Origin of the sequence: Arthrobacter celericrescens (assembly GCF_003614925.1) — a bacterium.
GTDB classification, from domain to species: Bacteria; Actinomycetota; Actinomycetes; order Actinomycetales; family Micrococcaceae; genus Arthrobacter; species Arthrobacter celericrescens.
In genome coordinates this window covers 91985-115103 of record NZ_QYLP01000049.1, presented here as the reverse complement: position 1 = coordinate 115103, position 23119 = coordinate 91985, and the positions used below count along the sequence as shown (strand labels likewise).

The window sequence follows — 23119 nt, the reverse complement described above, 5'->3', positions numbered from 1 at the left end:
GCCAGGTCAAAGCCCGGAAACAACCCACCCAAGTGTCCACAATGTCCTGAGACAGAAATGTCCACGATGTCCTGAGACATCACACGCTGAAATTTCGGCGGGCAAACAACGTTTGGGCTGGCAGAAAAGGCGCGCGGACCGCCTTGGCGCTGGCGGAAATCCGGCGCTGGGTGAAGCGCCCTCAGCAAGCCCCTACAGCGTGGCCGTGTCGATCACGAAGCGGTAGCGCACGTCCGAGGCGAGGACGCGTTCGTAGGCTTCGTTGATCTTCTCTGCCGGGATGACCTCGATTTCGGCCCCGATGCCGTGTTCGGCGCAGAAGTCGAGCATCTCCTGGGTCTCGGCGATGCCGCCGATGTTGGAGCCGGCCAGGGTCTTGCCGCCCACGATCAGGCTGAAGATGCGCAGGTCCAGCGGCTCGCCCGGCGCACCCACGCACACCAGGGCGCCGTGCGGCTTGACCAGGCGCATGTAGTCGTCCAGGGAGATGACGGCGCTGACGGTGTTGATGATCAGGTCGAACGTGCCGGCCAGGTCCTCGAACGTGGAGGAATCGCTCGTGGCGTAGTAGTGGTCGGCGCCCAGGCGGAGGCCGTCTTCCTGCTTCTTGAGCGACTGGGACAGCACGGTGACCTCGGCGCCCATGGCGTGGGCCAGCTTGACGGCCATGTGGCCGAGCCCGCCGAGGCCGATCACGGCGACCTTCTTGCCCGGGCCGGCGCCCCAGCGGCGCAGCGGCGAGTAGGTGGTGATGCCGGCGCACAGCAGCGGAGCGGCGACGTCGAGGTCCAGGCCTTCGGGGATCCGCACGGCGAAGTCCGCGTCCACCACCACCTGGCTGGAGTAGCCGCCCTGGGTGATGGTGCCGTCGCGGTCGGTGGCGGCGTAGGTGCCCACATTGCCGTTCAGGCAGTCCTGTTCCTGCCCGGCCAGGCACTGCTCGCATTCGCGGCATGAGTTGACCAGGCAGCCGACGCCGACCCGGTCGCCGACCTTGTGGCGGGACACACCGCTGCCCACAGCGGAGACGACGCCGGCAATTTCGTGGCCAGGCGTGAGCGGGTAGGGGACAGCGCCCCAGTCGCCGCGGACGGTGTGGATGTCGGAGTGGCAGATGCCGGCGAACTTGATGTCGATCAGGATGTCGTTCGGACCGAGTTCGCGGCGCTCAATGGTGGTGGGGACAAGGGGTTCCGTAGCGGATGTAGCAGCGTAAGCCTTGGCAGTAATCATGTTTAAAACACTAAGGGGTACAGACGGGCCGAGGGAGGCCCTGTCTGTACCCCTCAGATCGGGAATAGGCGTGGGCCCACACCGCCAGGGTTCCCTGAACGAGCGGAGCGAGTTCAGGGAGGCGGTGGGGATTAGCCGCGGATGCGCTCCATGGCGGGATCGTACAGCGGTTCGGCGGTCACGGTTGCCGGGATGCGCTCACCGAAGTACTCGATCTCCACGGAATCGCCGACGCCGACGGCGGTGGGCAGCCAGGCGTAGGCGATCGGCTTGTGGATGGTGAAGCCGTATGCGGCGCTGGTGACGTATCCGGCAGCTTCGCCGCCGACGTACACCGGTTCCTTGCCCAGCACGATCGAGGTGCCGTCGTCGATGGTCAGGCAGCGCAGCGTCTTGGCGGCCGGTTCTTCCTTGCGGACGGCCAGTGCCTCGGCACCCACGAAACCTTCCTTGCCCTTGGCCACGGAGAAGCCCAGGCCGGACTGGTAGGGATCGTGCTCGGTGTGCATGTCCGTGCCCCAGAGGCGGTAGCCCTTCTCCAGGCGCATGCTGTTGAACGCGCCGCGGCCGGCGGCAACGATGCCGAACTCCTGGCCCGCTTCGAAGAGCAGGTCCCAGAGCTTCAGGCCGTACTCGGCGGTGGTGTAGAGCTCCCAGCCGAGTTCACCCACGTAGGACAGCCGCCAGGCGCTGACAGGAATGCCGCCCACGGAGATTTCCTTGGTACGGAAGTACTTCAGGCCGTCGTTGCTGAGGTCGTCGCTGCTGAGCTTGCCGATGACCTCGCGGGCCAGCGGACCCCACAGGCCGATGCAGCAGGTGCTGCCGGTGATGTCGCTGACGTGCGCCCACTGGGACGGATCTGCGGCCGACTGCTTGCGGGCTTCCACACGCAGGTAGTCGAAGTCCACGTTGCTGTTGACGCCCAGCTGGAACTTCTCCTCCTCGAGGCGCGCAACCGTCACGTCACTGCGGATGCCGCCGTCGTGCTCCAGCAGCAGGCAGTAGGTGACAGCGCCGGGCTTCTTGGTGATGTTTCCGGTGCTGAGGCGGTGCAGCAGGGCCTCGGCGCCGGGGCCCACAACCTGGAGCCGCTTGAGCGGCGTCATGTCATAGAGCCCGACGGCGGTACGCGTCCGCCATGCTTCCGCTGCGGAGATGGGGGAGTGGAACATGGTGGACCAGGAGTCGCGCTCCGGCGCCTGCCATTCGGCGGGCAGTTCCTCGAGCAGGCCGCGGTTGGCCTCGAACCAGTGCGGACGCTCCCAGCCGGCGGACTCCAGGAAGAAGGCGCCCAGTTCCTTCTGGCGGACGTTGAAGGGGCTCACGCGGACGTCACGCGGGGACACCCTGGGCTGCAGCGGGTGCAGGATGTCGTAGATCTCCACGAAGTTCTGCTGAGAGGTTTCGCTGACGTAGGCGTCCGAGGTCTGCACCTTCTCGAAGCGGGTGAGCTCGGTGCCGTGCAGGTCCGTGCGGGAGCGGCCCTCGACGAGGAGCTCGGCCACGGCCTTGGCCACACCGGAGGAGTGCGTGACCCAGACGGCCTCGGCTACCCAGAAGCCGGTGAGGTCCGGGTGCTCGCCGATCAGCGGGCCGCCGTCCGGGGTGAAGGAGAAGATGCCGTTGAAGCCGTCCTCGATCGCCGTGCTGCGCAGGGCCGGCAGCAGGTCCTGGCTGTCTTCCCACGCGGGCAGGAAGTCTTCCAGGGTGAACTCCAGGCGGGAGGGCATCTTGTGGTCCGACATTTCCTCGGAGGACACCTTCGGCAGGACGGACATGTCCACCGGCATGGGGCGGTGGGCGTAGCTGCCGATGCCGATCTTGTTGCCCCACTCGCGGTAGTACAGGTCCTTGTCCTGGTAGCGCAGGATCGGCTTGGTGGCGCCCTTGGGGAGTTCGTTGACGCCCTCGAGCTCGGCCAGGGGGGTGGTGACGACGTACTGGTGGGCCAGCGGGAGCAGCGGGACTTCCAGGCCCACCAGCTTGCCGAGCTCACGGCCCCAGAAACCGGCACAGGAGACCACGATGTCGGCCGGGATCACTCCGGTGTTGGTTTCGACGCCAGTTACCTTGCCGCCCTCCTGGGCGATGCCGGTGACGGTGGTGTTGCCGATGAAGGTCACGCCGCGCTCTCCGGAGCGCTCGATCAGCAGCTGCACCGCGCGGGCTGCCAGGGCCAGGCCGTCGGTGGGGATGAGCAGGCCGCCCAGGACCTCGCGGTCGCCGGTGAGCTTGCCGGTGTTCAGGAGGGGGTAGATCTTTTCGCACTCATCGGCGTCGATGATGCGGCTTTCGACGCCCCAGGAGGTCATGATGCCCATCTTGCGCTTCAGTTCGGCGAGGCGCTCCGGGGTGGTTGCCAGTTCCAGGCCGCCCACCTGGTTGAAGCAGGACTGGCCGTCCTTGCTCAGGGAGAGCAGCTTGTTCACCGTGTACGTGGCGAATTCGGTCATGGTCCTGGATCCGTTGTTCTGGAACACCAGGCCCGGCGCGTGCGAGGTGGAGCCGCCGGCAAGTTCCAGCGGGCCCTGCTCAACGACGGTGACGTTGGTCCAGCCGCGGCTGGACAGTTCATCCGCGAGGTTGGTGCCGACAATGCCGGCGCCGATGATGACGACGCGTGGTGATGCGCTCATGGGTGTTATTTCTCCTGTTGGCTTGGCGTTCGCGTTTAGCGGAAGACGACGGTGCGGGTGTTGTTGAGCAGGACCCGGTGCTGGCAGTGCCACTTCACTGCCCGGGACAGTGCCTGGGATTCGGCGTCCCTGCCGACCGTGACCAGGGCGTTCGGGTCCAGACTGTGGTCCACGCGGAACACTTCCTGCTCGATGATCGGGCCCTCGTCCAGGTCTGCGGTGACGTAGTGGGCGGTGGCTCCGATGAGCTTCACGCCGCGGTCGTAGGCCTGGTGGTAGGGCTTGGCGCCCTTGAATCCGGGCAGGAAGGAATGGTGGATATTGATGGCGCGGCCGCGGAGCTTGGTGGTGAGATCGTCCGAGAGCACCTGCATGTAGCGTGCCAGGACCACCAGGTCTGCCTGGTATTCCTCGACCAGTTCCAGCAGGCGTGCCTCGGCCTGGGGCTTGGTGTCCGCGGTGATCGGGACGTGGATGAACGGCAGGCCTGCGGCTTCCGCCATCGGGCGAAGGTCCTCGTGGTTGGAAACCACGACGGCGATCTCCGCGCCCAGGCTGCCGGCGCGCCACCGGAAGATGAGGTCGTTGAGGCAGTGGCCGAACTTCGAGACCATCACCAGCAGGCGCTGGGGGCGGCCGTCGTGGATGGCGAACTCCATGTCGAACTCATCGGCGACGGCTGCGAACTCGGCGCTGAGGCTTTCCGCGGAGACGTCGTTGTCCCCCGGAGTGAAGGCCGTGCGCAGGTAGAGCTTGCCGCTCATGTGGTCATCGAACTGCTGGTGTTCAACAATGTCGAAGCCCCGGTCGGCGAGGAAGCCGGTGATGGCCCGGACGATTCCGGGGCGCTCCGGGCACGCAAGGGTAAGGACGTACTGTGCGGTGCTCGTACCGCGAACGTTGGCCACGGCGCCGGCTTCTGCTGTTGCGCCGCCGGTGGGGCGGCCTTCGAGGACTGTGGTCATGGTCTACTCCTGGTTCTTTGTAAGGGATTCGTTGTCAGCGGGGGAAGCCGCACAGCGGTCGTCGTCCGAACAGTTCTGATCGCATTGGTGCTTGGTAACGAGATCGAACTGGACGCCGCCGTGCTGGTCCACGCCGCTGCGGATGGCACGTTCCACTACCGAGTCCGCCAGCCGCCGTCGGAGGGAAAGCGGGTCCCGGCGCAGGTCCCGGGTGAGGGCGATGCAGAGGAGGAGCATCACCAGGACGAACGGCAGGGCCGCCACAATGGTGATCCTTTGCAGCCCGGAGAGTGCTTCGGACGGCTGGTCACCGCCGGCAAGGAGCATGACCGCCGCTACCGCACCGGTGAGGGTTCCCCAGAAGATCACAACTCCCCGGCGCGGCTCCTCGGCACCGTTGGAGCTGAGCGAGCCCATCACGATCGAGGCCGCGTCGGCGCCCGTGATGAAGAAGATCGCCACCAGGACCATGGCCAGCACGATCACTGCCGAGATGGCCCAGCCCGGCATCTGCAGGTTCTTGACCAGGTCGAAAAGGGCGCCGTCGAAGTTGATGGTGGCTACGCCGTCGACCATTTTGGCGATGCCGTCCGCCGGGCTGGCGGTCTTGTCAGCTTCCTGCTGGATGTGGAAGGCGGTGCCGCCGAAGATGCCGAACCAGATGATGGACACAACGCTCGGCACGAGGAGTACGCCGGTGACGAACTGGCGGATGGTACGGCCGCGGCTGATGCGGGCGATGAACAGGCCCACGAAGGGCGTCCAGGAGATCCACCATGCCCAGTAGAAGATGGTCCAGCCGGACATCCAGGCGCGCAGGGCTTCGTCGCCCACGGCCTCGGTGCGGGAGGACATGGTTGCGAGGTCGCGGATGTAGTCGCCCACGGCCGAGGGGATCAGGTTGAGGATGAACAGGGTGGGGCCGGCGACGAAGACGATGAGTGCCAGGATGACGGCCAGGACCATGTTGATGTTGGACAGCCACTGGATGCCGCGGCTGATGCCGGACACGGCGGAGGCCACGAAGCAGAAGGTCAGGATGGCCACGATCACCACAAGGATCGGGGTGCCGATTTCGCCGGCCCAGCCGTTGGAGGTGATGCCGCTGCCGATCTGCAGGGTGCCCAGGCCCAGCGACGCGGCGGTCCCGAAGAGCGTCGCGAAGATGGCCAGGATGTTGATGAACTTGCCCACAGGCCCCTCAACGGCGCGCACGCCGAAAATCGAGGTGAACGCGACGGAAATGAGCTGGCGGCGGCCCAGGCGGTACGTTCCGTAGGCCATGGCGATGCCCACGACGGCGTACATCGCCCACGGGTGCAGGGTCCAGTGGAAGATCGAGGTGGCCATGGCCGTCTGGATCGCCTCCGGAGTCTGGCCGTCCACTGTTCCCGGGGGCGGCGAGATGAAGTGGTAGAGCGGCTCGGCCACGCCGTAGAACATGAGTCCGATGCCCATGCCGGCGGCGAACATCATGGCCACCCAGGAGACGGTGCGGTACTCGGGCTTTTCGCCGTCCTTGCCCAGCGGGATGTTGCCGAACTTGCCAAGTGCAAGCCAGAGGATGAACACCACAAAGAGGGATGCCAGGACCATAAAGAGCCAGCCGGTGTACTCCATGACCCAGCCGAGGACGCTTGTGGAGGTGGCAGCCAGGCTGTCCCTGCCGAGGAATCCCCAGAGGACGAACGCGATCGCGATCACCCCGGTGATTCCGAATGTGACCTTGTCCAGGACAAGCTTGCGGTTGCGGCGTTCGGTGACTGCCTGCTCGGTTTTCGTCTGGCGGAGTTCCTGCAGGATCTGACGGCTGAGTTCGCTGTCGCTGTCCTGCTCAGGCTCCAGCTCATGTTCGTTCTGCATTGTCATGGCTGCTTCGTTCAGTTCAGCTTGTCGCTCTATCATCTCGCCGTCTTGGTCTATCTCGCTATTCAAAGTCATTGGGGAGTCCTTTGCCTGTGCTCAGAAAGAGGGTTTGAAAGTGGCCCTTCACTGTCGGGCCGGGCGGGAGGTTGGGGGAGGTTTGGGTGCGGGGGATGTTCCGTAGTGATCAACAGACTTCGTAATATGCAACAGCGTGGCGCAGCTCACAGGGCTTGTCAAGAGCTTTTCGCTCTGTTTCCTTCGCATTTGCAGCCCGATGGCACGTGCCGGGTATGGGATCACGCTTTCCAAATAGCGCTTCCTGTTGCGCATTAAGCGTCTTCGCGCCGGTTAAAGACGACGCGGCCGGTGTACCACCCGGCATGGCACGGGGTGGTGCACCGACCGCTCTGTCGTGGCTGTCTAGAAAGCCCTTCCTTGCCTCGGATTAGTTGCTGAGGTAGCCGTTCGGGTCGAGGACATACTTCGTGGCGGCTCCGGCATCGAATTCCGCGTACCCCTGCGGGGCCTCGTCGAGCGAAATCGACTTGGCATTGACGGCCTTGGCGATGTGGATCCTGTCGTGCAGGATCGCCATCATCAGTTGCCGGTTGTACTTCATCACCGGGCATTGGCCGGTTGCGAAGGAAAGGGACTTTGCCCAGCCGGTGCCCAAGGACAGGGACAGGCTGCCCTTCTTGGCCGCGTCGTCCGCAGCACCCGGGTCCCCGGTGACGTAAAGGCCAGGAATGCCCACGGAACCGCCCGCAGCGGTGATGTCCATCAGCGAATTGAGCACGGTGGCCGGCGCCTCCTGGGCACCGTGGCCGTGTCCGCGGGCCTCGAAACCGACAGCGTCGATTCCAGCGTCGACCTCCCGGACGCCGAGGAGCTGCTCGATCTGGTCAGCAGGGTCGCCGTTGGCTACATTGACGGTTTCGCAGCCAAAGGACCGGGCCTGGGCCAGGCGGTCCTCATTGAGGTCTCCGACAATGACCACTGCGGCACCCAGCAGTTGGGCGCTGGCCGCTGCGGCAAGCCCCACGGGGCCGGCACCGGCAACATAGACGGTGGACCCGACGCCGACACCTGCGGTGACGGCGCCGTGGAATCCGGTTGGGAGGATGTCGGAGAGCATGGTCAGGTCCATGATCTTCTCCAAGGCCTGGTCCCGGTCGGGGAACCGCAGCAGGTTCCAGTCTGCGTAGGGGACCAGCACGTACTCCGCCTGCCCTCCTACCCATCCGCCCATGTCGACATAGCCGTAGGCAGACCCCGGACGGTCCGGGTTCACGTTCAGGCAGATCCCCGTCTTACCTTCCTTGCAGTTCCGGCAGCGTCCGCAGGAGATGTTGAAGGGGACCGAGACGATGTCCCCGACCTTGATGAACTCGACGTCGGGCCCGGTCTCGATGACTTCGCCGGTGATCTCGTGCCCCAGGACGAGACCGGCCGGGGCGGTGGTGCGGCCGCGGACCATGTGCTGGTCCGAGCCACAGATGTTGGTGCTCACGGTGCGCAGAATGACCCCGTGCGGGACCTTCCGGCCGACGTTGATGGGATTAACGCCCGGGCCTTCCCTGAGTTCAAAGGTGGGATACGGGGTATCGATGATTTCTACGATTCCCGGCGCCTTGTATGCAACGGCTTTGTTGCCTGACATTGAATGGCTCCTTCTGTGAAGTAGGTTGAGTCAATTGAAGGGTGCGGCGCCGGTCAGGCGTCGATCACCAGGTCCGTCTGCGCGGTGGAGCAGCAGGGCAGGAACTTGCCCGCAGAGATTTCCCTTGCCCGGATCCCGCCCTGGTGGTTCATCTCGATCTCTCCGGAAAGCTTGACGACCTTGCAGGATCCGCACATGCCTTCCTTGCAGTTCGCGCCGATCCTGACGCCCGCACGCTGTGCCACTTCGAGGATGTGCTCGGTGGGGTCGATCCGCACATTGACGCCGGTGCGAAGGAAGGACATGGTGAGGCTGCCCGTTCCGACCGTGTTGAAGCTGGAGGCATCAGGAATGACGGTCTCAGGCTCCGCCCCGCCGTCGGAGGCTTCGGAAGCGGGTGCATCCGGAACGACGGGTTCCAGCGGCAGCCCCGAGGCCTGCAGGGGGCCGTCCGCGTCGTAGCCGGGCTCGTAGAGCCCGAACGCTGCCGGCTGGCTCTCGAAGTAGTCCTCGGCGGATTCTGCGATTTCCTCGGCGATTTCCTCTGCGAGGTTTTCGGCCAGGGCGAGCTCCGCCTGGTACTCAAGGAGCGTCTGGCGGTCGCCCGAAAAGAACTCCATGTAGATGGAGGTGTCGTCAACGCCCACCTCCTTGAGGAGCTCGGTGGCGCCGTTCAGGTACCCCTCGGGGCCGCAGGCGTAGACCTGGCGGCCGTTGGCATCCGGGGCCACCTCGTTGAGCATGGCCGCCGACAGCCTTCCACTGAGCCCTTCCCAGTCCACGGGCCGGCCGCGGTCGCCCAGGGAGTAGAAGACCCTGAAGCGCGAATCCACGGAAGCGATGTAGGCCAACTCCCGGTCGAAGGCGAAGCCTCCGGCGTCCGAGCCGTGGTAGAGCACCACGACATCTGCCAGTCCCGGCAGGGAGTGGATGGTCCGCACCATCGACATGATGGGGGTGATGCCCGCGCCGGCGGCGAGCAGGAGGTACCGTGCCCGGCGGTCGGCGTCGGGCAGGTGGAATGCCCCCACCGGTCCGAGCATCTCAAGTACGGTGCCGGGCTTGACGTTGTCGTGGACCCAGGGCGAGACCTGTCCCGTGGCGTCGCGCTTGACGCTGATGCTGAAGGTCCACGGCTGCGTCGGCGAACTGGACAGCGAGTAGCTGCGGTCCACGGGTTCCTGGTCCTCGCCATTCACCGGGAAGGCGACGTTCACGTACTGGCCCGCGCGGAACGCCAGGGGCGCACCGTCGGAGCGGCGGAACACGAAGGTCATGATGCCGCCGGCCTCGTGAACGGTCTCGACGCATTCGGCCATGAACTCCTGGGGGTGCCAGGGGCCCAAGGCGTGGGCGGCGCGGGCTGGCACCTCGGTGCCGCCCATCACCCTGTTCCATGGCATCTCAAGACCGCGGATGCGCTGTGGTTCCAGGATTGCCGTTTCGGGGAGGAGCTCAATCATGCCAAGTGCTCCTGCACGCGCTGCACGTACCAGTTGATGAATGCTTCTACCTGGTATTCGCTCTTCATGTAGGGGCCGGGTTCATAAGCGGGGCTGGCGGCACCCTGCTGGCACAGTTCCACGAACGCCTTGTCCTGGATGTTCGTCTGCTTCCACACGTAGGTGAGCTTGTCCAGGTCGTAGTCAACGCCTTCCACGGCGTCGTCGGCTACCAACCAGGTGGTCCGGACGAGGGTCTGGTGCTCGTTGATGGGGAAGACGCCGAAGGTGATGACGTGGTCGCCCATGAAGTGGAACCAGCTGTTGGGCTGGAGGTGCATCGAGCAGCGGCCGAGGCGGAAGTCGCGCAGGTCGCCGAGCAGCTTCTTGGAGAGCCGGCGCCCATCGGCGGAGAATGATTCGCCATCTCCGTCGAGCGCTTCACGGGAAATGCGGATGCCCGCGACACGGGTATCTAGCTCCTCGACCACCTCGTAGGGAAGGCCGTAGCGGCGGCAGCGCTCCTCGAGATCGGCTTGAGCCTGCTTGTTGCGGTCCCACACTTCCTCGAGGTGGGTGGGGATGAGGCCCTCGGTCAGGCCCCAGGTGGGGAAGAGGGAGCAGGCGAGTTCCGGGTGCCCGTCGCAGTGGTAGCACTCACGGTTGTTCTCCATGACGAGCTTCCAGTTGCCCTCTTCGATGATGTTCTGCTGGTAGGCGATCTTCGTCTTAGCCAGTTCGTGGGGCGCGAGGTAGGGCTCGAAGATTTTGGAGGTTTCGTCGAAGTCGGTGGGCGGTTCGTTCGCGATGCAGACGAAGATGAGGCCGGCGACTTCGCGGCCGTGGGCGCGCTTGAGCGCGAAGCAGTTCTTGTCGAACTTCGCCTCACCTGGTGCGGAGGCGTGGATCAGGTTGCCCTCGGGGGAGTAGGTCCAGGAGTGGTAGCCGCAGACCAGGTTTCCGGTGGAGCCGGTGGCCTCGGTCAGGACGCGGGCACCGCGGTGGCGGCACACGTTGTGCAGGACGTTCACGCCGCCGTCGTCATTGCGCAGCACGATCAGGGAGTAGGGGCCGTAGTCGACGGTGACGTAGTCCCCCGGCTCGGGCAGTTCAGCGGTGCTGGCTGCGAAGATCCAGTGCTGGCCGAAAATGGCCTCCATGTCGAGGCTGAAGATCGTGGGGTCGGTGTAGAAGGGGGCATCGAGGGAGTAGCCGGTGCGCCGGAACTCAAACAACGCGGTGATCTCTGCCAGCTGCTCGGCGGGCAATGTTGAAGCGAGCTTTCCGCGTGAATTGAGGGGCACGTTCACTGAAGCAGTCATGGGTTTCCTCCCGGGAGGCATGGGTAAATGGGTGTTGCGTGTCGATCACGGGCGCAGGGTGCAAGCGGCGTGGTCGAAGACCTTGTACTGAATGAGATTAGGGTCACTTGTGCTGCAACAAAAGCGCAAGAATTTGAAGATAACCATGCAAAATAGATGCATGATCGATGCGAGGCTCATCACACTTCGAGTTTTTGCCCAGTGCGGCACCATAGGCGCAACCGCGGAACTCACGGGCTATTCACCTTCCGCCGTATCCGCGCAGTTGCGGGAGCTCCAGCGCGTGCTTGGAATGCAGCTGTTGACGAAGGACGGCCGGGGTGTGCGGCTGACCGCCACGGGCCGCTTCCTGGTGGCGGGCTCGGATCCCCTCATTGCCCAATGGGAGAGCCTGCGCGCCGCAGCGATGGAGGCCGGCGACCAAGTGCAGCCCCGCTTTGGCCTCGGCGGATTCTCCACTGCAGCCGCCCAGCTGCTCGCGCCGCTTGCCGCCGCCTTGCGCTCCACACGCCCCGAGCTGGAGGTGCAGGTTCTTGAGGCCGATCCGGCGCGTTGCTTCGAGTTGTTGGTTGCGGAGCGAATCGACCTTGCGGTCATTGTCGCCATGCAGTCCGAGACTTATGGTGAGGATGATCCGCGCTTCGAGCAGACAGTCCTGCTCGACGATCCGCTGGATGTGATCATTCCCGCCAACCATCCGCTGGCATCGCGGGAAACAGTGACGCTTGAAGAGTTGTCATCGGAACCCTGGATCACGGAAGCCGCTGGGTCCACCTACCATTCCCTCTTCACTGCGGCGTTCACGGCAGTCGGGGCGACGCCGCGGATTGCGCATGAGGCCGTTGAATGGGAAACCCAAATCGCGTTCGTTGGTGCGGGGCTGGGCGTCGGACTGCTGCCGCGGCTGGCGCCCTTGCGTGGCGCCGAGAACGTGGTTCGGCTGCGCATTACAGGCAAGGCGAAACCCGCGCGCCGCATTGTCGCTGCGGTGCGCAGGGGCAGCATCGCCTCGCCCCTGATCCAGGAGTCGCTCGGCATCCTGCAGGCCAACGCCAACCGGATCCTCACGGCCCGGCTCGAAGAGGATCTCTAGGCATTACCGGCACGGTGTCCTGACGCTTGGCGCCGGCATTCATCCTCAGTATGAAGGCCGGCGAATCAGCGGTGGGTGTAGCCCATCCGCGCGCTGATCCTCAGCCCGGCTTCCTTGAGCCCGTCCAGGAGTCCCGGCTCCTTTTCCGGGTCGAAGCGGAATATGGGTCCGGAGATACTGACGGCCCCGATAACGACGCCCACGTGGTTGTAGACCGGCACCGACATCGAGTTCAGGCCGATCTCGAATTCCTCCCTGACTACGCCATAACCCTGGCGTGCGACATCAAGCAACTGGGTTTCGAGTATCTTCCTGTCCGTAATGGTGCGCGGCGTGCGTGCCGGCAGTCCTGTTTCCTTCAGGATCCGTGCGCGCTCGTCCGCAGGCAGCGCGGCCAGCAGGACCTTGCCGCTCGACGTGGCGTGCAACGGGGTCAGGCTACCCACCCAGTCGTAGGTGGCGAGGGTGGAAGGCCCCATGGCCTGGTCCACATTGACGGCGAAGTTGGACCGGAGCACGGCTAGATTGACCGTCTCCTTGAATTCCTCGGCGAGTGCTTCCAAGACCGGGCGTGCCTCCCGCACCAGGCTGAGCCGCCCGGGAATGGAGCTGGCCAGCCGCAGGATACCGAAGCCCAGCTGGTACTTGCCGCGTTCGCTGTTCTGGTGGACCATTTCCCGGTTGACCAGGGACCCTAGCAAGCGGGACACGGTGGACTTGTGGATGCCCATTTCCTCGGCGATCTCGCTCACGCCGGCGTGGCCGTCCCTGGCCAGGATCTCCAGCACTGCGAGTGCCCGGTCCACGGATTGCACACCGCTGGACTGGCCGCCGTCGGACTCGGTATCCGCTTCGGGGTCAACGTTCGAAACCATGCTCCATACTCTCAGGTCGTTTCCGGCTAATGGATGCGCCACGGGAGTGTGACGCTCGATACATTGTGTCAATGGGCTCGCAGGTCAAGCCGCATCAGGATGCGGGGGAAGCCGTTGATGACGGAGTCCGTGTCGGCGGCCTTGCTGAAGCCGGCGTCCTCGAAGAGCTTCCGGGTGCCCACGTAGGCCATGGTCAGGTCCACCTTTCCGCCTCCGTTGTCCACCGGGTAGCCCTCGATCGCCGGGGCACCGTTGCTGCGCGCGAACTCTACGGCCCCCTCCAGCAGCCGGTGCGAAATGCCCTTGCCGCGGTACCCGGGCCGCACCCGGATGCACCAGACCGACCACACCGGCAGTTCGTCCACCTGCGGGATCTTCCTGCTCCGGGCAAAACTGGTGTCCGACCGCGGATGGACGGCCGCCCACCCGACCGGCTCGTCGCCGTCGTACGCCAGGACCCCCGGCGGGATCCGCTCGGCGGTGAGTTGCCTGACGAACTCGCCGCGCTGCAGGCCCTGCAGGGCCAGGTTCTGTTTCGGCGTGACGCGGTAGCTCAGGCACCAGCACACGTTCGCATCCGGCCGTTGCTTGGGCCCGACCAGCGTGCGGACGTCCTCGAACTGCCGTGCAGCGCGGACTTCGATGGCCATGCGCTCTGTCCTCTCGTCTCCTGCTATCGATCCTAGCCATCCCCGGGGTTCACAGGGTGGAGGCCGTTTTCACAGCCCACTGACAGCTTCCGGAAAGCAGCCGCCGAAGTCCGGCGCGGATGCTGGAAGGACGGTGGCATCCCGCCCCCGCCAGAGAGCCGTTCCATGCGGCGGAATGAGGAGACGATCCATGGCAAGTACAAAGAAAATCACACTCGGCGTGGCGGCCGGTGCCCTCGCGCTCGGCGCCGGACTGGGCGTCACCAGCGTGGCCACCGCGGCAAGCACTCCCAGCCCCGGCACCACCGGTTCGGGCACGACGGCGGAAAGCACCGCGCCTGCTGACGGCACCGCTCCGGGTGGCGGCTTCGGCCGCCACGGCGGACACCAGGGCGACCGCGGCCGGCTCGCGGCGGAACTGGCCTCCAAACTCGGGGTCGAGGAAGCCAAGGTGACCGAGGCGCTCCAGGCGTTCCGCGAGGCCAACAAGCCGTCGGCGCCGCCGGCGGAAGGCTCCACGGAAACCAGGCCGGACCGTGCGGCCATGGATGCAGCCCTGGCCAAGTCCCTGGCCGGGAAGCTCGGCATCGACGAAGCCAAGGTCACCGCGGCACTGACGGAGATCCGCAGCGCGGCCCAGGCGGAGCGGGCGGCGGCCCTGAAGACGAGGCTGGACAAGGCGGTGGACGACGGGACGCTCACGCAGGCCGAGGCGGACGCCGTCACGAAGGCCGTGGAGAAAGGGGTGATCGGGGGAGGAGGCCGGTAAAGCCGTGCCGGGCAGGCCCGGCCGTCCAGGAGTCCCGGCTTGCCGGCGGCCGGGGTTTGCCCGGCAAAATCCGTTCCGGATCGGCCCCGGCCGTGCCACACTTGGAAGACAATCGAGTGGCTGGGGGCGGGTCAGGAGATTGACATGTGCGGAATTCCTACGTGCCTCTTCCGATCCGATGCTCGCCGGAGTCCGCGGGATCGAGGGGAGGTGCCAGGGGCATGATGGCCGGATGGGCCTACCTCATGGGCGCGATAATGACGATTGACGCACTCCTGCTGGGTTTGCTGTTGATGAACGTGAAGTGGCCGCGCCGCTCAAACAGGAAATAGCAAGCCCTAGAGGACCTTGCGGACCGTTTCCTCGAAGCTCGTCACGTGGTGCAGTGCCAACGCGGCGGCTTTCTCTTCGTCGCCGTCGGCGATGGCATTGAGCAGGTCGACGTGCTCGGCGATGTGTCCGGTGACCGAGGGCATTTTCTCAAGCATGTAGCACCAGATCCGGGTGGCCAGGTTGTCGTAGCGGATCAGCACGTCTTCCAGGTGCGGGTTCGCCGCGGCCTTGTAGATGAGCCGGTGGACCTGGATGTCGTAGCGCATGAGTTCCTGCTGCCCGGCCTTGCCTTCCTCGAGCTCGCCGATGGTGGCAGCAATATCCCGCAGTTCCTCCCGCAAGTTGGGACCGGCCATCCGGGCAGCCCTGCGGGCGGCCAAGGGTTCGAGGAGTTCGCGGATTTCCGAGACGTCGGCCAGTTGGGTGATGTCCACACCGGTGGCGAAGGTGCCGCGCCGCGGGTAGGACACCACAAGGTGGTCGCTCTCGAGTCGCTTGATGGCCTCGCGGACGGGCGTGCGGCCGATGCCGAGTTCGCCCGCGATGTGGCCGTCATTGATCGGATCGCCCGGCTTGATGTCCAGCATGATGAGGCGGTCCCGCAGGAGCAGGTAGGCGTGTTCGGCCAAGGATGCGCCCTGGGGACCGGAGTCCAGTGCTTCCAAAACAGTGCTCATTGCTCTCTCCGCTTGCAGTCATTCAATCCTTGCGCAGAAGACTTGCGATGGACTGTTGACGTTCCTGTGATTTACAACATACCATGAATGCAGTTCTGATATATCAGTTGCCTAACAGTTGGTGACGACAAGGAATCCGAAGGAGCTTGAGCATGGTTGAACCGCTGATCCGCCCGCTGGCCGAGGCTGACCCGGAAGTCGATCAGGCGATTGCGCAGGAGCTCATCCGGCAGCAGTCCACCCTGGAGATGATCGCCTCCGAAAACTTCGCCCCCACTGCCGTGATGCAGGCCCAGGGCTCGGTGCTGACCAACAAGTACGCCGAGGGCTACCCGGGCAAGCGCTACTACGGCGGCTGCGAGCACGTGGACGTCATCGAGCAACTCGCGATCGACCGCCTGAAGTCCCTCTTCGGGGCCGAATACGCGAACGTCCAGCCGCACTCCGGCGCACAGGCGAACGCCGCGGCAATGCACGCGCTGATCACACCGGGCGACACCATCATGGGCCTGAACCTTGCCCATGGCGGCCACCTCACCCATGGCATGCGGATCAACTTCTCCGGCAAGCTCTACAACGTGGTCCCGTACAGCGTCCGCGAAGACACCCACACCATCGACATGGCCGAGGTTGAACGCCTCGCACTTGAGAACAAGCCGCAGCTCATCGTTGCCGGTTGGTCGGCTTACTCCCGCCAGCTGGACTTCGCCGAGTTCCGCCGCATCGCCGACCTGGTGGGTGCTTACCTGATGGTGGACATGGCACACTTCGCCGGCCTGGTAGCGGCAGGGCTGCACCCGAGCCCCGTGCCGCACGCCCACATCGTCACCAGCACCACGCACAAGACGCTGGGCGGCCCCCGTGGTGGCGTGATCCTGACCAACGACGCCGACATCGCGAAGAAGGTCAACTCCGCAGTCTTCCCCGGCCAGCAGGGCGGCCCGCTGGAGCACGTGATCGCTGCCAAAGCGGTCGCCTTCAAGTTCGCTTCCGAGCCTGAATTCAAGGAGCGCCAGGTCCGTGTACTGGAAGGCGCCAAGATCCTGGCCCAGCGCTTCCTGCAGGACGACGTGGCCGGGGCCGGCATCTCCGTAGTCAGCGGCGGCACCGATGTGCACCTGGTCCTGGTGGATCTGCGCAACTCCGAACTCAACGGGCAGCAGGGCGAAGACGCCCTGCACCGGATCGGCATCACTGTCAACCGCAACGCCGTCCCGTTCGACCCGCGCCCGCCGATGGTCTCCTCCGGCCTGCGGATCGGCACTCCGGCACTCGCCGCCCGTGGCTTCGGCGCCACCGAATTCACCGAAGTGGCGGACATCATCGCGACGGCGCTCATCGCCGCCGCCGGCGACGGCACCCTCGGCGAGGACACCGCCGTCGAACTCCGCAACCGTGTCACCGCACTCGCGGAACAGTTCCCCCTCTACCCGCACCTCGGCACGGCTGGTTCGGCCACCGAACTCGCAGCAGAAATGATTGGAGCAGCCCAGTGAGCGCAGACCACCTCCCGGAGCACCCGGACTTCCTCTGGCGCAACCCGGAGCCCAAGTCCTCCTACGACGCCGTGATTGTCGGCGGCGGCGGGCACGGCCTGGCCACCGCGTACTTCCTGGCCAAGAACCACGGGATGACCAACATCGCCGTCCTGGAAAAGGGCTGGCTGGCCGGCGGCAACATGGCCCGCAACACCACCATCATCCGCTCCAACTACCTCTGGGATGAGAGCGCCGCCATCTACGAGCACGCCCTTAAGCTCTGGGAGGTGCTGCCGGAAGAACTCGAATACGACTTCCTGTTCAGCCAGCGCGGCGTGATGAACCTGGCCCACACCCTGGGCGACGTGCGCGAAAGCATGCGCCGCGTGGGCGCCAACAAGCTCAACGGCGTGGACGCCGAATGGCTGGAGCCGGATCAGGTCAAGGAACTCTGCCCCATCCTGAACGTCAGCGACAACATCCGCTACCCCGTCATGGGCGCCACCTACCAGCCCCGCGCCGGCATCGCCAAGCACGACCACGTGGCCTGGGCCTTCGCCCGCAAGTGCGACGAGCTGGGCGTGGACATCATCCAGAACTGCGAAGTCACCGGCTTCCTCAAGGACGGCGACCGCGTGGTGGGCGTCAAGACCAACCGCGGCACCATCAACACCGAAAAGGTGGGCCTGTGCGCCGCCGGCCACAGCAGTGTCCTGGCCGAGATGGCGGGCTTCCGCCTCCCCATCCAGTCCCACCCGCTGCAGGCCCTGGTCTCCGAATTGCACGAGCCGGTCCACCCCACGGTGGTCATGTCCAACCACGTGCACGTCTACGTCTCCCAGGCCCACAAGGGCGAACTGGTGATGGGCGCCGGCGTCGACTCCTACAACGGCTACGGCCAGCGCGGTTCCTTCCACGTGATCGAAGAGCAGATGGCGGCCGCCGTCGAACTCTTCCCGATCTTCGCCCGGGCACACGTGCTGCGCACCTGGGGCGGCATTGTGGACACCACCATGGACGCCTCGCCGATCGTCGGCACCACCCCGGTGGAGAACATGTTCGTCAACTGCGGCTGGGGCACCGGCGGCTTCAAGGGAACCCCCGCGGCCGGCCTGACCTTCGCCCACACCATCGCCACCGGAGCACCGCACAAGCTCAACGAGCCCTTCTCGCTGGAGCGCTTCGAGACCGGTGCCCTGATCGACGAACACGGCGCTGCCGCCGTCGCCCACTGACACCCGCAGAACATACAGAAAGAAGCCGGACATGCTCCTGATCTCCTGCCCCAACTGCGGGCCACGGGACGAAACCGAATTCCACTACGGCGGCCAGGCCCACGTTGCCTACCCCGAAGACCCCTACGCACTGAACGACCGTGAATGGGCCGAGTACCTGTTCTACCGGGACAACACCAAGGGCGCCTACGCCGAGCGCTGGGTCCACAGCACCGGATGCCGCCAGTGGTTCAACATGCTCCGTGACACCGTGAGCTACGAAATCCAGGCGGTCTACCCCATGGGCGCAGCAGCCCCCACTACCACCGCACAGGCCCCGGAAGGAGCAAGCAAGTGACGTCCCAGAACGCCCGCCTCGCCAACGGCGGCCGCATCGACCGCAGCATCTCCTGGCGCTTCACCGTGGACGGCCAGGAATACACCGGCCACCCGGGCGACACCCTCGCCTCCGCGCTCCTGGCCAACGGCCGCGTCACCGTGGGCAACTCGCTCTACGAGGACCGCCCCCGCGGCATCATGTCCGCTGGCGTGGAGGAATCCAATGCCTTGGTGAAGATCGCCCCGCGCTTCCCCGGCCACGTGGCTGAGTCCATGCTCCCGGCAACCACAGTGTCCCTCGTGGACGGGCTGAAGGCCGAACTGCTCAACGGACTGGGCAAGCTTGACCCCAACGAGGACAAGGCCGAGTACGACAAGAAGTACGTCCACACGGACGTCCTGGTGATCGGTGGCGGTGTCGCCGGACTTTCCGCCGCCCGCGAAGCCGTCCGCACCGGCGCCCGCGTGATCCTCATCGACGACCAGCCCGAACTCGGCGGCGCCCTGCTCTCCGGGTCCACCGCTCCCGGCCTGGTCGAGGAGATCGAAGGCAAGCCGGCCCTGGAATGGGTTGCCGACGTCGAAGCCGAACTGGTTTCCGCCGCCGAATGCACCGTGCTGAACCGCACCACCGCCTTCGGCGCCTACGACTCCAACTACGTGATCGCCGCCCAGAACCGCACGGACCACCTCAACGTCCCCGCGGCCGACGGCGTCTCCCGCCAGCGGATCTGGCACATCCGTGCCGCCCAGGTGGTCCTGGCCCCCGGCGCCCATGAGCGCCCCCTGGTGTTCGAGAACAACGACCGCCCGGGCATCATGCTCGCCTCGGCCGTGCGCAGCTACCTCAACCGCTACGCGGTTGCTGCGGGTTCCCGCGTGGTCATCAGCACCACCAACGACTCCGCCTACGCTCTCGCCGCGGACCTGCTGGCAGCAGGCATCAAGGTCGCCGCCGTCGTGGACGCCCGCAGCCAGCTGAGCGCCACCGCCGCTGCCACGCTCGCCCAGGGCACCCGGGTGCTGATCGGCAGCGCCGTCGCGGACACCACCGGTCACGGTGAAGGCGGCCGCCTGGACGGCGTCACCGTCCGCAGCATCAACGACGACGGCGAACTCACCTCCGGCGTCGAGCAGTTCGACTGCGACCTGCTCGCCGTCGCCGGCGGCTGGAGCCCCGTGGTGCACCTGCACAGCCAGCGCCAGGGCAAGCTGCGCTGGGACGAGGAGTTGGCCGGCTTCGTGCCGAGCTCCGTGGTCAAGGACCAGCAGGTGGTCGGCTCGGGCCGCGGCAGCTACGAACTGGCAGACTGCCTGGCCGAAGGCATCAGCGCCGGTGCGGCCGCCGCGATCGCAGCCGGCTTCGCCAGCGACACCGTTCCCGCCGATGTGAAGGCCCCGGTCGCCTCCGCACCCACCCGCCAGCTCTGGCTGGTCCCGGGCCAGGAAGGCACAGCAGGGGAGTGGCACAACCACTTCGTCGACTTCCAGCGCGACCAGTCCGTGGCCGATGTCCTCCGCTCCACCGGTGCCGGCATGCGCTCGGTGGAACACGTCAAGCGCTACACCTCCATCAGCACCGCCAACGACCAGGGCAAGACCTCCGGCGTCAACGCGATCGGCGTCATCGCCGCCGCGCTGAAGTCCGAGGGCGCCGCCGCTGCGGGCATCGGCGAGATCGGCACCACCACCTACCGTGCGCCGTTCACCCCGGTGGCCTTCGCGGCCCTGGCCGGACGCCAGCGCGGCGAGCTGTTCGACCCCGCCCGCGTCACGTCCATCCACCCGTGGCACGTGGAGAAGGGCGCATTGTTCGAGGACGTCGGACAGTGGAAGCGCCCCTGGTACTACCCGCAGCCGGGCGAGGACATGGACGCAGCCGTACTGCGCGAATGCGCCGCCGTGCGTGAGTCCGTGGGCTTCATGGACGCCACCACCCTCGGCAAGATCGAGATCCGTGGCAAGGATGCCGGCGAGTTCCTGAACCGCGTCTACACCAACGCCTTCAAGAAGCTCGCCCCGGGCTCCGCCCGCTACGGCGTCATGTGCGGCCCGGACGGCATGATCTTCGACGACGGCGTGACCCTGCGCCTGGACGAGGACCGTTTCTTCATGACCACCACCACCGGCGGCGCCGCCAAGGTGCTGGACTGGCTGGAGGAATGGCACCAGACCGAATGGCCGGAACTGGACGTCGCGAGCACCTCGGTCACCGAGCAGTGGAGCACGATCGCCGTCGTCGGTCCGAAGTCCCGTGCGGTAATCGCGAAGGTGGCCCCGGAACTGGCAGTGGACGGCGGTCTGGACGCGGAGAACTTCCCGTTCATGACCTTCCGCGAAACCACCCTGGCCTCCGGTGTCCGCGCCCGCGTCTGCCGCATCTCCTTCTCCGGTGAACTGGCCTACGAAATCAACGTGCCGACCTGGTACGGGCTGAACACCTGGGAAGCCGTGGCCGCGGCCGGTGCCGAGTTCAACATCACCCCGTACGGCACCGAAACCATGCACGTGCTGCGCGCCGAAAAGGGCTACCCGATCGTCGGCCAGGACACCGACGGCACGGTCACCCCGCAGGACGCCGGCATGGAGTGGATCGTTTCCAAGGCCAAGGACTTCATCGGCAAGCGCTCCTACAGCCGGGTGGACGCCCAGCGCGAGGACCGCAAGCACCTGGTCAGCGTGCTCCCGGTGGACGGCTCGCTCAGGCTCCCCGAAGGCACCCAGCTCGTGGAGAAGGGCATCGCGGTCAACCCCGCCTACGGCCCGGTCCCGATGGAAGGCTTCGTGACCTCGAGCTACCACAGCGCCGCGCTCGGGCGCTCCTTCGGCCTGGCCCTGATCCGCAACGGCCGCAACCGCATCGGCGAGACCCTCGTGGCCGCCGTCGGCGATCAACTCGTGGACGTGACGGTCGGCGAAACAGTACTTTTCGACCCTGAAGGGAAGCGCAAAGATGGTTGAGACAGCAGCAGCAACTCCCAGCAACCAGAACGGCAGTGTAGTCCGGGCAGCCCGCCGCAGCCCGGCGGCCCACCTCGCCGGAACCTTTGAGGCCGCGTCGCTTGCCGGCGTCGCCGAGATCAAGGAAATCCCGTTCCAGACCATGGCCGGCATCCGTGTCCAGCGGGACGGCGACGCCGGTGCGCGCGTCGCCGCGGTGTCAGGCGGCCTGCCGGCCGCCTGCGGCGAGGTGGTCCAAAACGGCGGCTTGTCCACCCTGTGGCTCGGCCCGGCCGAGTTCCTGGTGATCGCTCCGGAAAACGCCCACGCGTCCCTCGGCGGGGACCTGCTCCAGGCACTGACCGAAGCCCTCGGCGACGGCCAGGGCCAGGTGGTGGACCTCTCAGCCAACCGGACCATCTTCGAGCTCTCCGGCACCAAGGCCCGCGAGGTCCTGGAAAAGGGCTGCTCCCTGGACCTGCACCCGCGCGCCTTCAAGGCCGGCACCGCGGTGTCCACCGAAATCGGCCATATCCCGGCGATCCTCTGGAAGAGCGGCGAGGACACCTTCCAGGTGCTGCCCCGCGCGTCCTTCGCCGATTTCCTGGGCCGCTGGCTGGTGGACGGCATGCGTGAATTCGCATCGCCGGAGGTGCCGTGATGACCGCCCCCGCCACCGAGCGCGACACCGGCAGCACCGCCGAAACCACGGTTGAGCACGTCCTGACCCTGGACTGCGCGGAAACTCCGGGCATCGTCCACGCGGTCTCCGGCTTCCTGCTGGAGCAGGGATGCGACATCGTGGACAACAAGCAGTTCGGCTCCCGCGACGACAACCACTTCTTCATGCGGGTGCACTTCTCCTCCACGGGTGACGACTCCACGCTGGAGACGCTGCGCGAGGCCTTCGGGCCGATCGCGGAGAAGTTCGGCATGCGCTGGCAGCTGGAACGCCACGGCTCCAAGCGCAAGGTGCTGATCATGGTCTCCAAGTTCGGGCACTGCCTGAACGACCTGCTGTTCCGTGCCCGGGTGGGCGAACTGCCCATCGAGATCGTGGGCGTCGTGTCCAACCACACGGACCACCAGGGCCTGGTGGAATGGCACGGCATCCCGTTCTTCCACGTCCCGGTCACCGCGGAGATCAAGCCGCAGGCCGAGGCCCGGCTGCTGGAGATCATCGACGAACTGGACGCGGAACTGGTGGTCTTGGCCCGCTACATGCAGGTGCTCAGCGACGACCTGGCCCGCAAGCTGGACGGACGCGCGATCAACATCCACCACTCCTTCCTGCCGAGCTTCAAGGGTGCCAAGCCGTACCACCAGGCGTACGCCCGCGGCGTGAAGACGGTGGGTGCCACGGCGCACTACGTCAACGGGGAACTGGACGAGGGTCCGATCATCGCCCAGCAGGTCCTGGACGTGGACCACACGTACGGCCCGGAAGACCTCGTCGCCGTCGGCCGTGACTCTGAATGCAAGGCCCTCAGCAACGCGGTGCGCTGGCACTGCGAGGGCCGCGTGATCTTGCAGGGGAACCGGACCGTAGTCCTCAAGTAGGACCCGGATCCCCGCAACAAAGCCTGTTCACGGGAAGCAGGAAATGCCCGACGGCGGTTCGCAC

At 65.9% G+C, this 23119-nt stretch carries 18 protein-coding genes; 8 read left to right on the top strand and 10 right to left on the bottom strand.

All coding sequences use genetic code 11. From position 1 onward, the window contains the following. Positions 1–192: 192 nt before the first annotated feature. From D3654_RS11100 to D3654_RS11070, 7 genes are all read right to left on the bottom strand, one after another. Positions 193–1233 carry an NAD(P)-dependent alcohol dehydrogenase gene (locus D3654_RS11100; RefSeq protein ID WP_120521544.1) on the bottom strand — a complete coding sequence of 347 codons (1041 nt, stop codon included), beginning with the start codon at positions 1231–1233 and terminating at the stop codon, positions 193–195. Positions 1234–1364: 131 nt separating this feature from the next. Next, complete coding sequence (locus D3654_RS11095; protein WP_120521543.1) at positions 1365–3872, bottom strand: GcvT family protein; 2508 nt, start codon at positions 3870–3872, stop codon at positions 1365–1367. A gap of 35 nt (positions 3873–3907) precedes the next feature. Then, positions 3908–4837, bottom strand: a complete 930-nt coding sequence (gene purU, locus D3654_RS11090) for a formyltetrahydrofolate deformylase (protein WP_120521542.1) — start codon at positions 4835–4837, stop codon at positions 3908–3910. A gap of 3 nt (positions 4838–4840) precedes the next feature. Beyond that, on the bottom strand, positions 4841–6700 hold the full coding sequence (locus D3654_RS11085; protein WP_245413187.1) for a BCCT family transporter: 1860 nt from the start codon (positions 6698–6700) through the stop codon (positions 4841–4843). Between the two features lie 448 nt (positions 6701–7148). Further along, positions 7149–8363, bottom strand: coding sequence for a formaldehyde dehydrogenase, glutathione-independent (gene fdhA / locus D3654_RS11080; RefSeq protein WP_120521540.1), 1215 nt, complete (start codon positions 8361–8363; stop codon positions 7149–7151). A gap of 53 nt (positions 8364–8416) precedes the next feature. After that, the gene (locus D3654_RS11075) at positions 8417–9826 is read right to left on the bottom strand and encodes a ferredoxin reductase (RefSeq protein ID WP_120521539.1); all 1410 of its coding nucleotides are present in this window, start codon (positions 9824–9826) and stop codon (positions 8417–8419) included. Beyond that, on the bottom strand, positions 9823–11127 hold the full coding sequence (locus D3654_RS11070; RefSeq protein ID WP_120521538.1) for an aromatic ring-hydroxylating oxygenase subunit alpha: 1305 nt from the start codon (positions 11125–11127) through the stop codon (positions 9823–9825). Before D3654_RS11070 ends, D3654_RS11075 begins: the two co-directional genes overlap by 4 nt. Before the next feature lie 160 nt (positions 11128–11287). Here D3654_RS11070 and D3654_RS11065 point away from each other — a divergent pair, with 160 nt between their 5' ends. Continuing rightward, positions 11288–12220, top strand: coding sequence for a LysR family transcriptional regulator (locus D3654_RS11065; protein WP_120521537.1), 933 nt, complete (start codon positions 11288–11290; stop codon positions 12218–12220). Positions 12221–12285: 65 nt separating this feature from the next. On the opposite strand, the gene D3654_RS11060 is transcribed toward D3654_RS11065, so the two are convergent. Further along, entirely contained in the window at positions 12286–13095 is an 810-nt protein-coding gene (locus D3654_RS11060; protein WP_120521536.1) for an IclR family transcriptional regulator, read from the bottom strand. A gap of 68 nt (positions 13096–13163) precedes the next feature. Next, positions 13164–13745: a GNAT family N-acetyltransferase gene (locus tag D3654_RS11055; protein ID WP_120521535.1), complete on the bottom strand. Its 582-nt coding sequence runs from the start codon at positions 13743–13745 to the stop codon at positions 13164–13166. Between the two features lie 190 nt (positions 13746–13935). Here D3654_RS11055 and D3654_RS11050 point away from each other — a divergent pair, with 190 nt between their 5' ends. Next, complete coding sequence (locus D3654_RS11050) at positions 13936–14514, top strand: hypothetical protein (protein ID WP_120521534.1); 579 nt, start codon at positions 13936–13938, stop codon at positions 14512–14514. 338 nt (positions 14515–14852) lie between these two features. Here D3654_RS11050 and D3654_RS11045 read toward each other — a convergent pair whose 3' ends face one another. After that, a complete protein-coding gene (locus tag D3654_RS11045; RefSeq protein ID WP_120521533.1) occupies positions 14853–15524 on the bottom strand; it encodes a GntR family transcriptional regulator in 672 nt (223 codons plus the stop codon). 152 nt (positions 15525–15676) lie between these two features. Here D3654_RS11045 and glyA point away from each other — a divergent pair, with 152 nt between their 5' ends. Genes glyA through purU (D3654_RS11015) form a run of 6 tightly spaced genes read left to right on the top strand, consistent with a single transcriptional unit; the run spans position 15677 to position 23055 of the window. Next, complete coding sequence (gene glyA, locus D3654_RS11040) at positions 15677–17020, top strand: serine hydroxymethyltransferase (RefSeq protein ID WP_120521532.1); 1344 nt, start codon at positions 15677–15679, stop codon at positions 17018–17020. Continuing rightward, the gene (locus D3654_RS11035; RefSeq protein ID WP_120521531.1) at positions 17017–18237 is read left to right on the top strand and encodes a sarcosine oxidase subunit beta family protein; all 1221 of its coding nucleotides are present in this window, start codon (positions 17017–17019) and stop codon (positions 18235–18237) included. The genes glyA and D3654_RS11035 overlap by 4 nt, the downstream gene beginning before the upstream one ends. A 31-nt stretch (positions 18238–18268) precedes the next feature. Beyond that, positions 18269–18574: a sarcosine oxidase subunit delta gene (locus D3654_RS11030; protein ID WP_120521530.1), complete on the top strand. Its 306-nt coding sequence runs from the start codon at positions 18269–18271 to the stop codon at positions 18572–18574. Next, the gene (locus D3654_RS11025; protein WP_120521529.1) at positions 18571–21516 is read left to right on the top strand and encodes a 2Fe-2S iron-sulfur cluster-binding protein; all 2946 of its coding nucleotides are present in this window, start codon (positions 18571–18573) and stop codon (positions 21514–21516) included. The genes D3654_RS11030 and D3654_RS11025 overlap by 4 nt, the downstream gene beginning before the upstream one ends. Continuing rightward, entirely contained in the window at positions 21509–22156 is a 648-nt protein-coding gene (locus tag D3654_RS11020; protein WP_120521528.1) for a sarcosine oxidase subunit gamma, read from the top strand. The genes D3654_RS11025 and D3654_RS11020 overlap by 8 nt, the downstream gene beginning before the upstream one ends. Then, complete coding sequence (gene purU, locus D3654_RS11015) at positions 22156–23055, top strand: formyltetrahydrofolate deformylase (protein ID WP_120521527.1); 900 nt, start codon at positions 22156–22158, stop codon at positions 23053–23055. Before D3654_RS11020 ends, purU (D3654_RS11015) begins: the two co-directional genes overlap by 1 nt. Positions 23056–23119: the final 64 nt, after the last annotated feature.

Excerpts from the sequence above, each read along its gene's own strand:
- D3654_RS11020 (WP_120521528.1), top strand. The coding sequence starts at position 21,509 with ATGGTTGAGACAGCAGCAGCAACTCCCAGCAACCAGAACGGCAGTGTA.
- D3654_RS11050 (WP_120521534.1), top strand. The coding sequence starts at position 13,936 with ATGGCAAGTACAAAGAAAATCACACTCGGCGTGGCGGCCGGTGCCCTC.
- D3654_RS11095 (WP_120521543.1), bottom strand. The coding sequence starts at position 3,872 with ATGAGCGCATCACCACGCGTCGTCATCATCGGCGCCGGCATTGTCGGC.
- D3654_RS11085 (WP_245413187.1), bottom strand. The coding sequence starts at position 6,700 with ATGCAGAACGAACATGAGCTGGAGCCTGAGCAGGACAGCGACAGCGAA.
- glyA (WP_120521532.1), top strand. The coding sequence starts at position 15,677 with ATGGTTGAACCGCTGATCCGCCCGCTGGCCGAGGCTGACCCGGAAGTC.
- D3654_RS11030 (WP_120521530.1), top strand. The coding sequence starts at position 18,269 with ATGCTCCTGATCTCCTGCCCCAACTGCGGGCCACGGGACGAAACCGAA.
- purU (WP_120521527.1), top strand. The coding sequence starts at position 22,156 with ATGACCGCCCCCGCCACCGAGCGCGACACCGGCAGCACCGCCGAAACC.
- D3654_RS11045 (WP_120521533.1), bottom strand. The coding sequence starts at position 15,524 with ATGAGCACTGTTTTGGAAGCACTGGACTCCGGTCCCCAGGGCGCATCC.
- D3654_RS11060 (WP_120521536.1), bottom strand. The coding sequence starts at position 13,095 with ATGGTTTCGAACGTTGACCCCGAAGCGGATACCGAGTCCGACGGCGGC.
- D3654_RS11070 (WP_120521538.1), bottom strand. The coding sequence starts at position 11,127 with ATGACTGCTTCAGTGAACGTGCCCCTCAATTCACGCGGAAAGCTCGCT.
- D3654_RS11100 (WP_120521544.1), bottom strand. The coding sequence starts at position 1,233 with ATGATTACTGCCAAGGCTTACGCTGCTACATCCGCTACGGAACCCCTT.
- D3654_RS11065 (WP_120521537.1), top strand. The coding sequence starts at position 11,288 with ATGATCGATGCGAGGCTCATCACACTTCGAGTTTTTGCCCAGTGCGGC.
- purU (WP_120521542.1), bottom strand. The coding sequence starts at position 4,837 with ATGACCACAGTCCTCGAAGGCCGCCCCACCGGCGGCGCAACAGCAGAA.
- D3654_RS11055 (WP_120521535.1), bottom strand. The coding sequence starts at position 13,745 with ATGGCCATCGAAGTCCGCGCTGCACGGCAGTTCGAGGACGTCCGCACG.
- fdhA (WP_120521540.1), bottom strand. The coding sequence starts at position 8,363 with ATGTCAGGCAACAAAGCCGTTGCATACAAGGCGCCGGGAATCGTAGAA.
- D3654_RS11075 (WP_120521539.1), bottom strand. The coding sequence starts at position 9,826 with ATGATTGAGCTCCTCCCCGAAACGGCAATCCTGGAACCACAGCGCATC.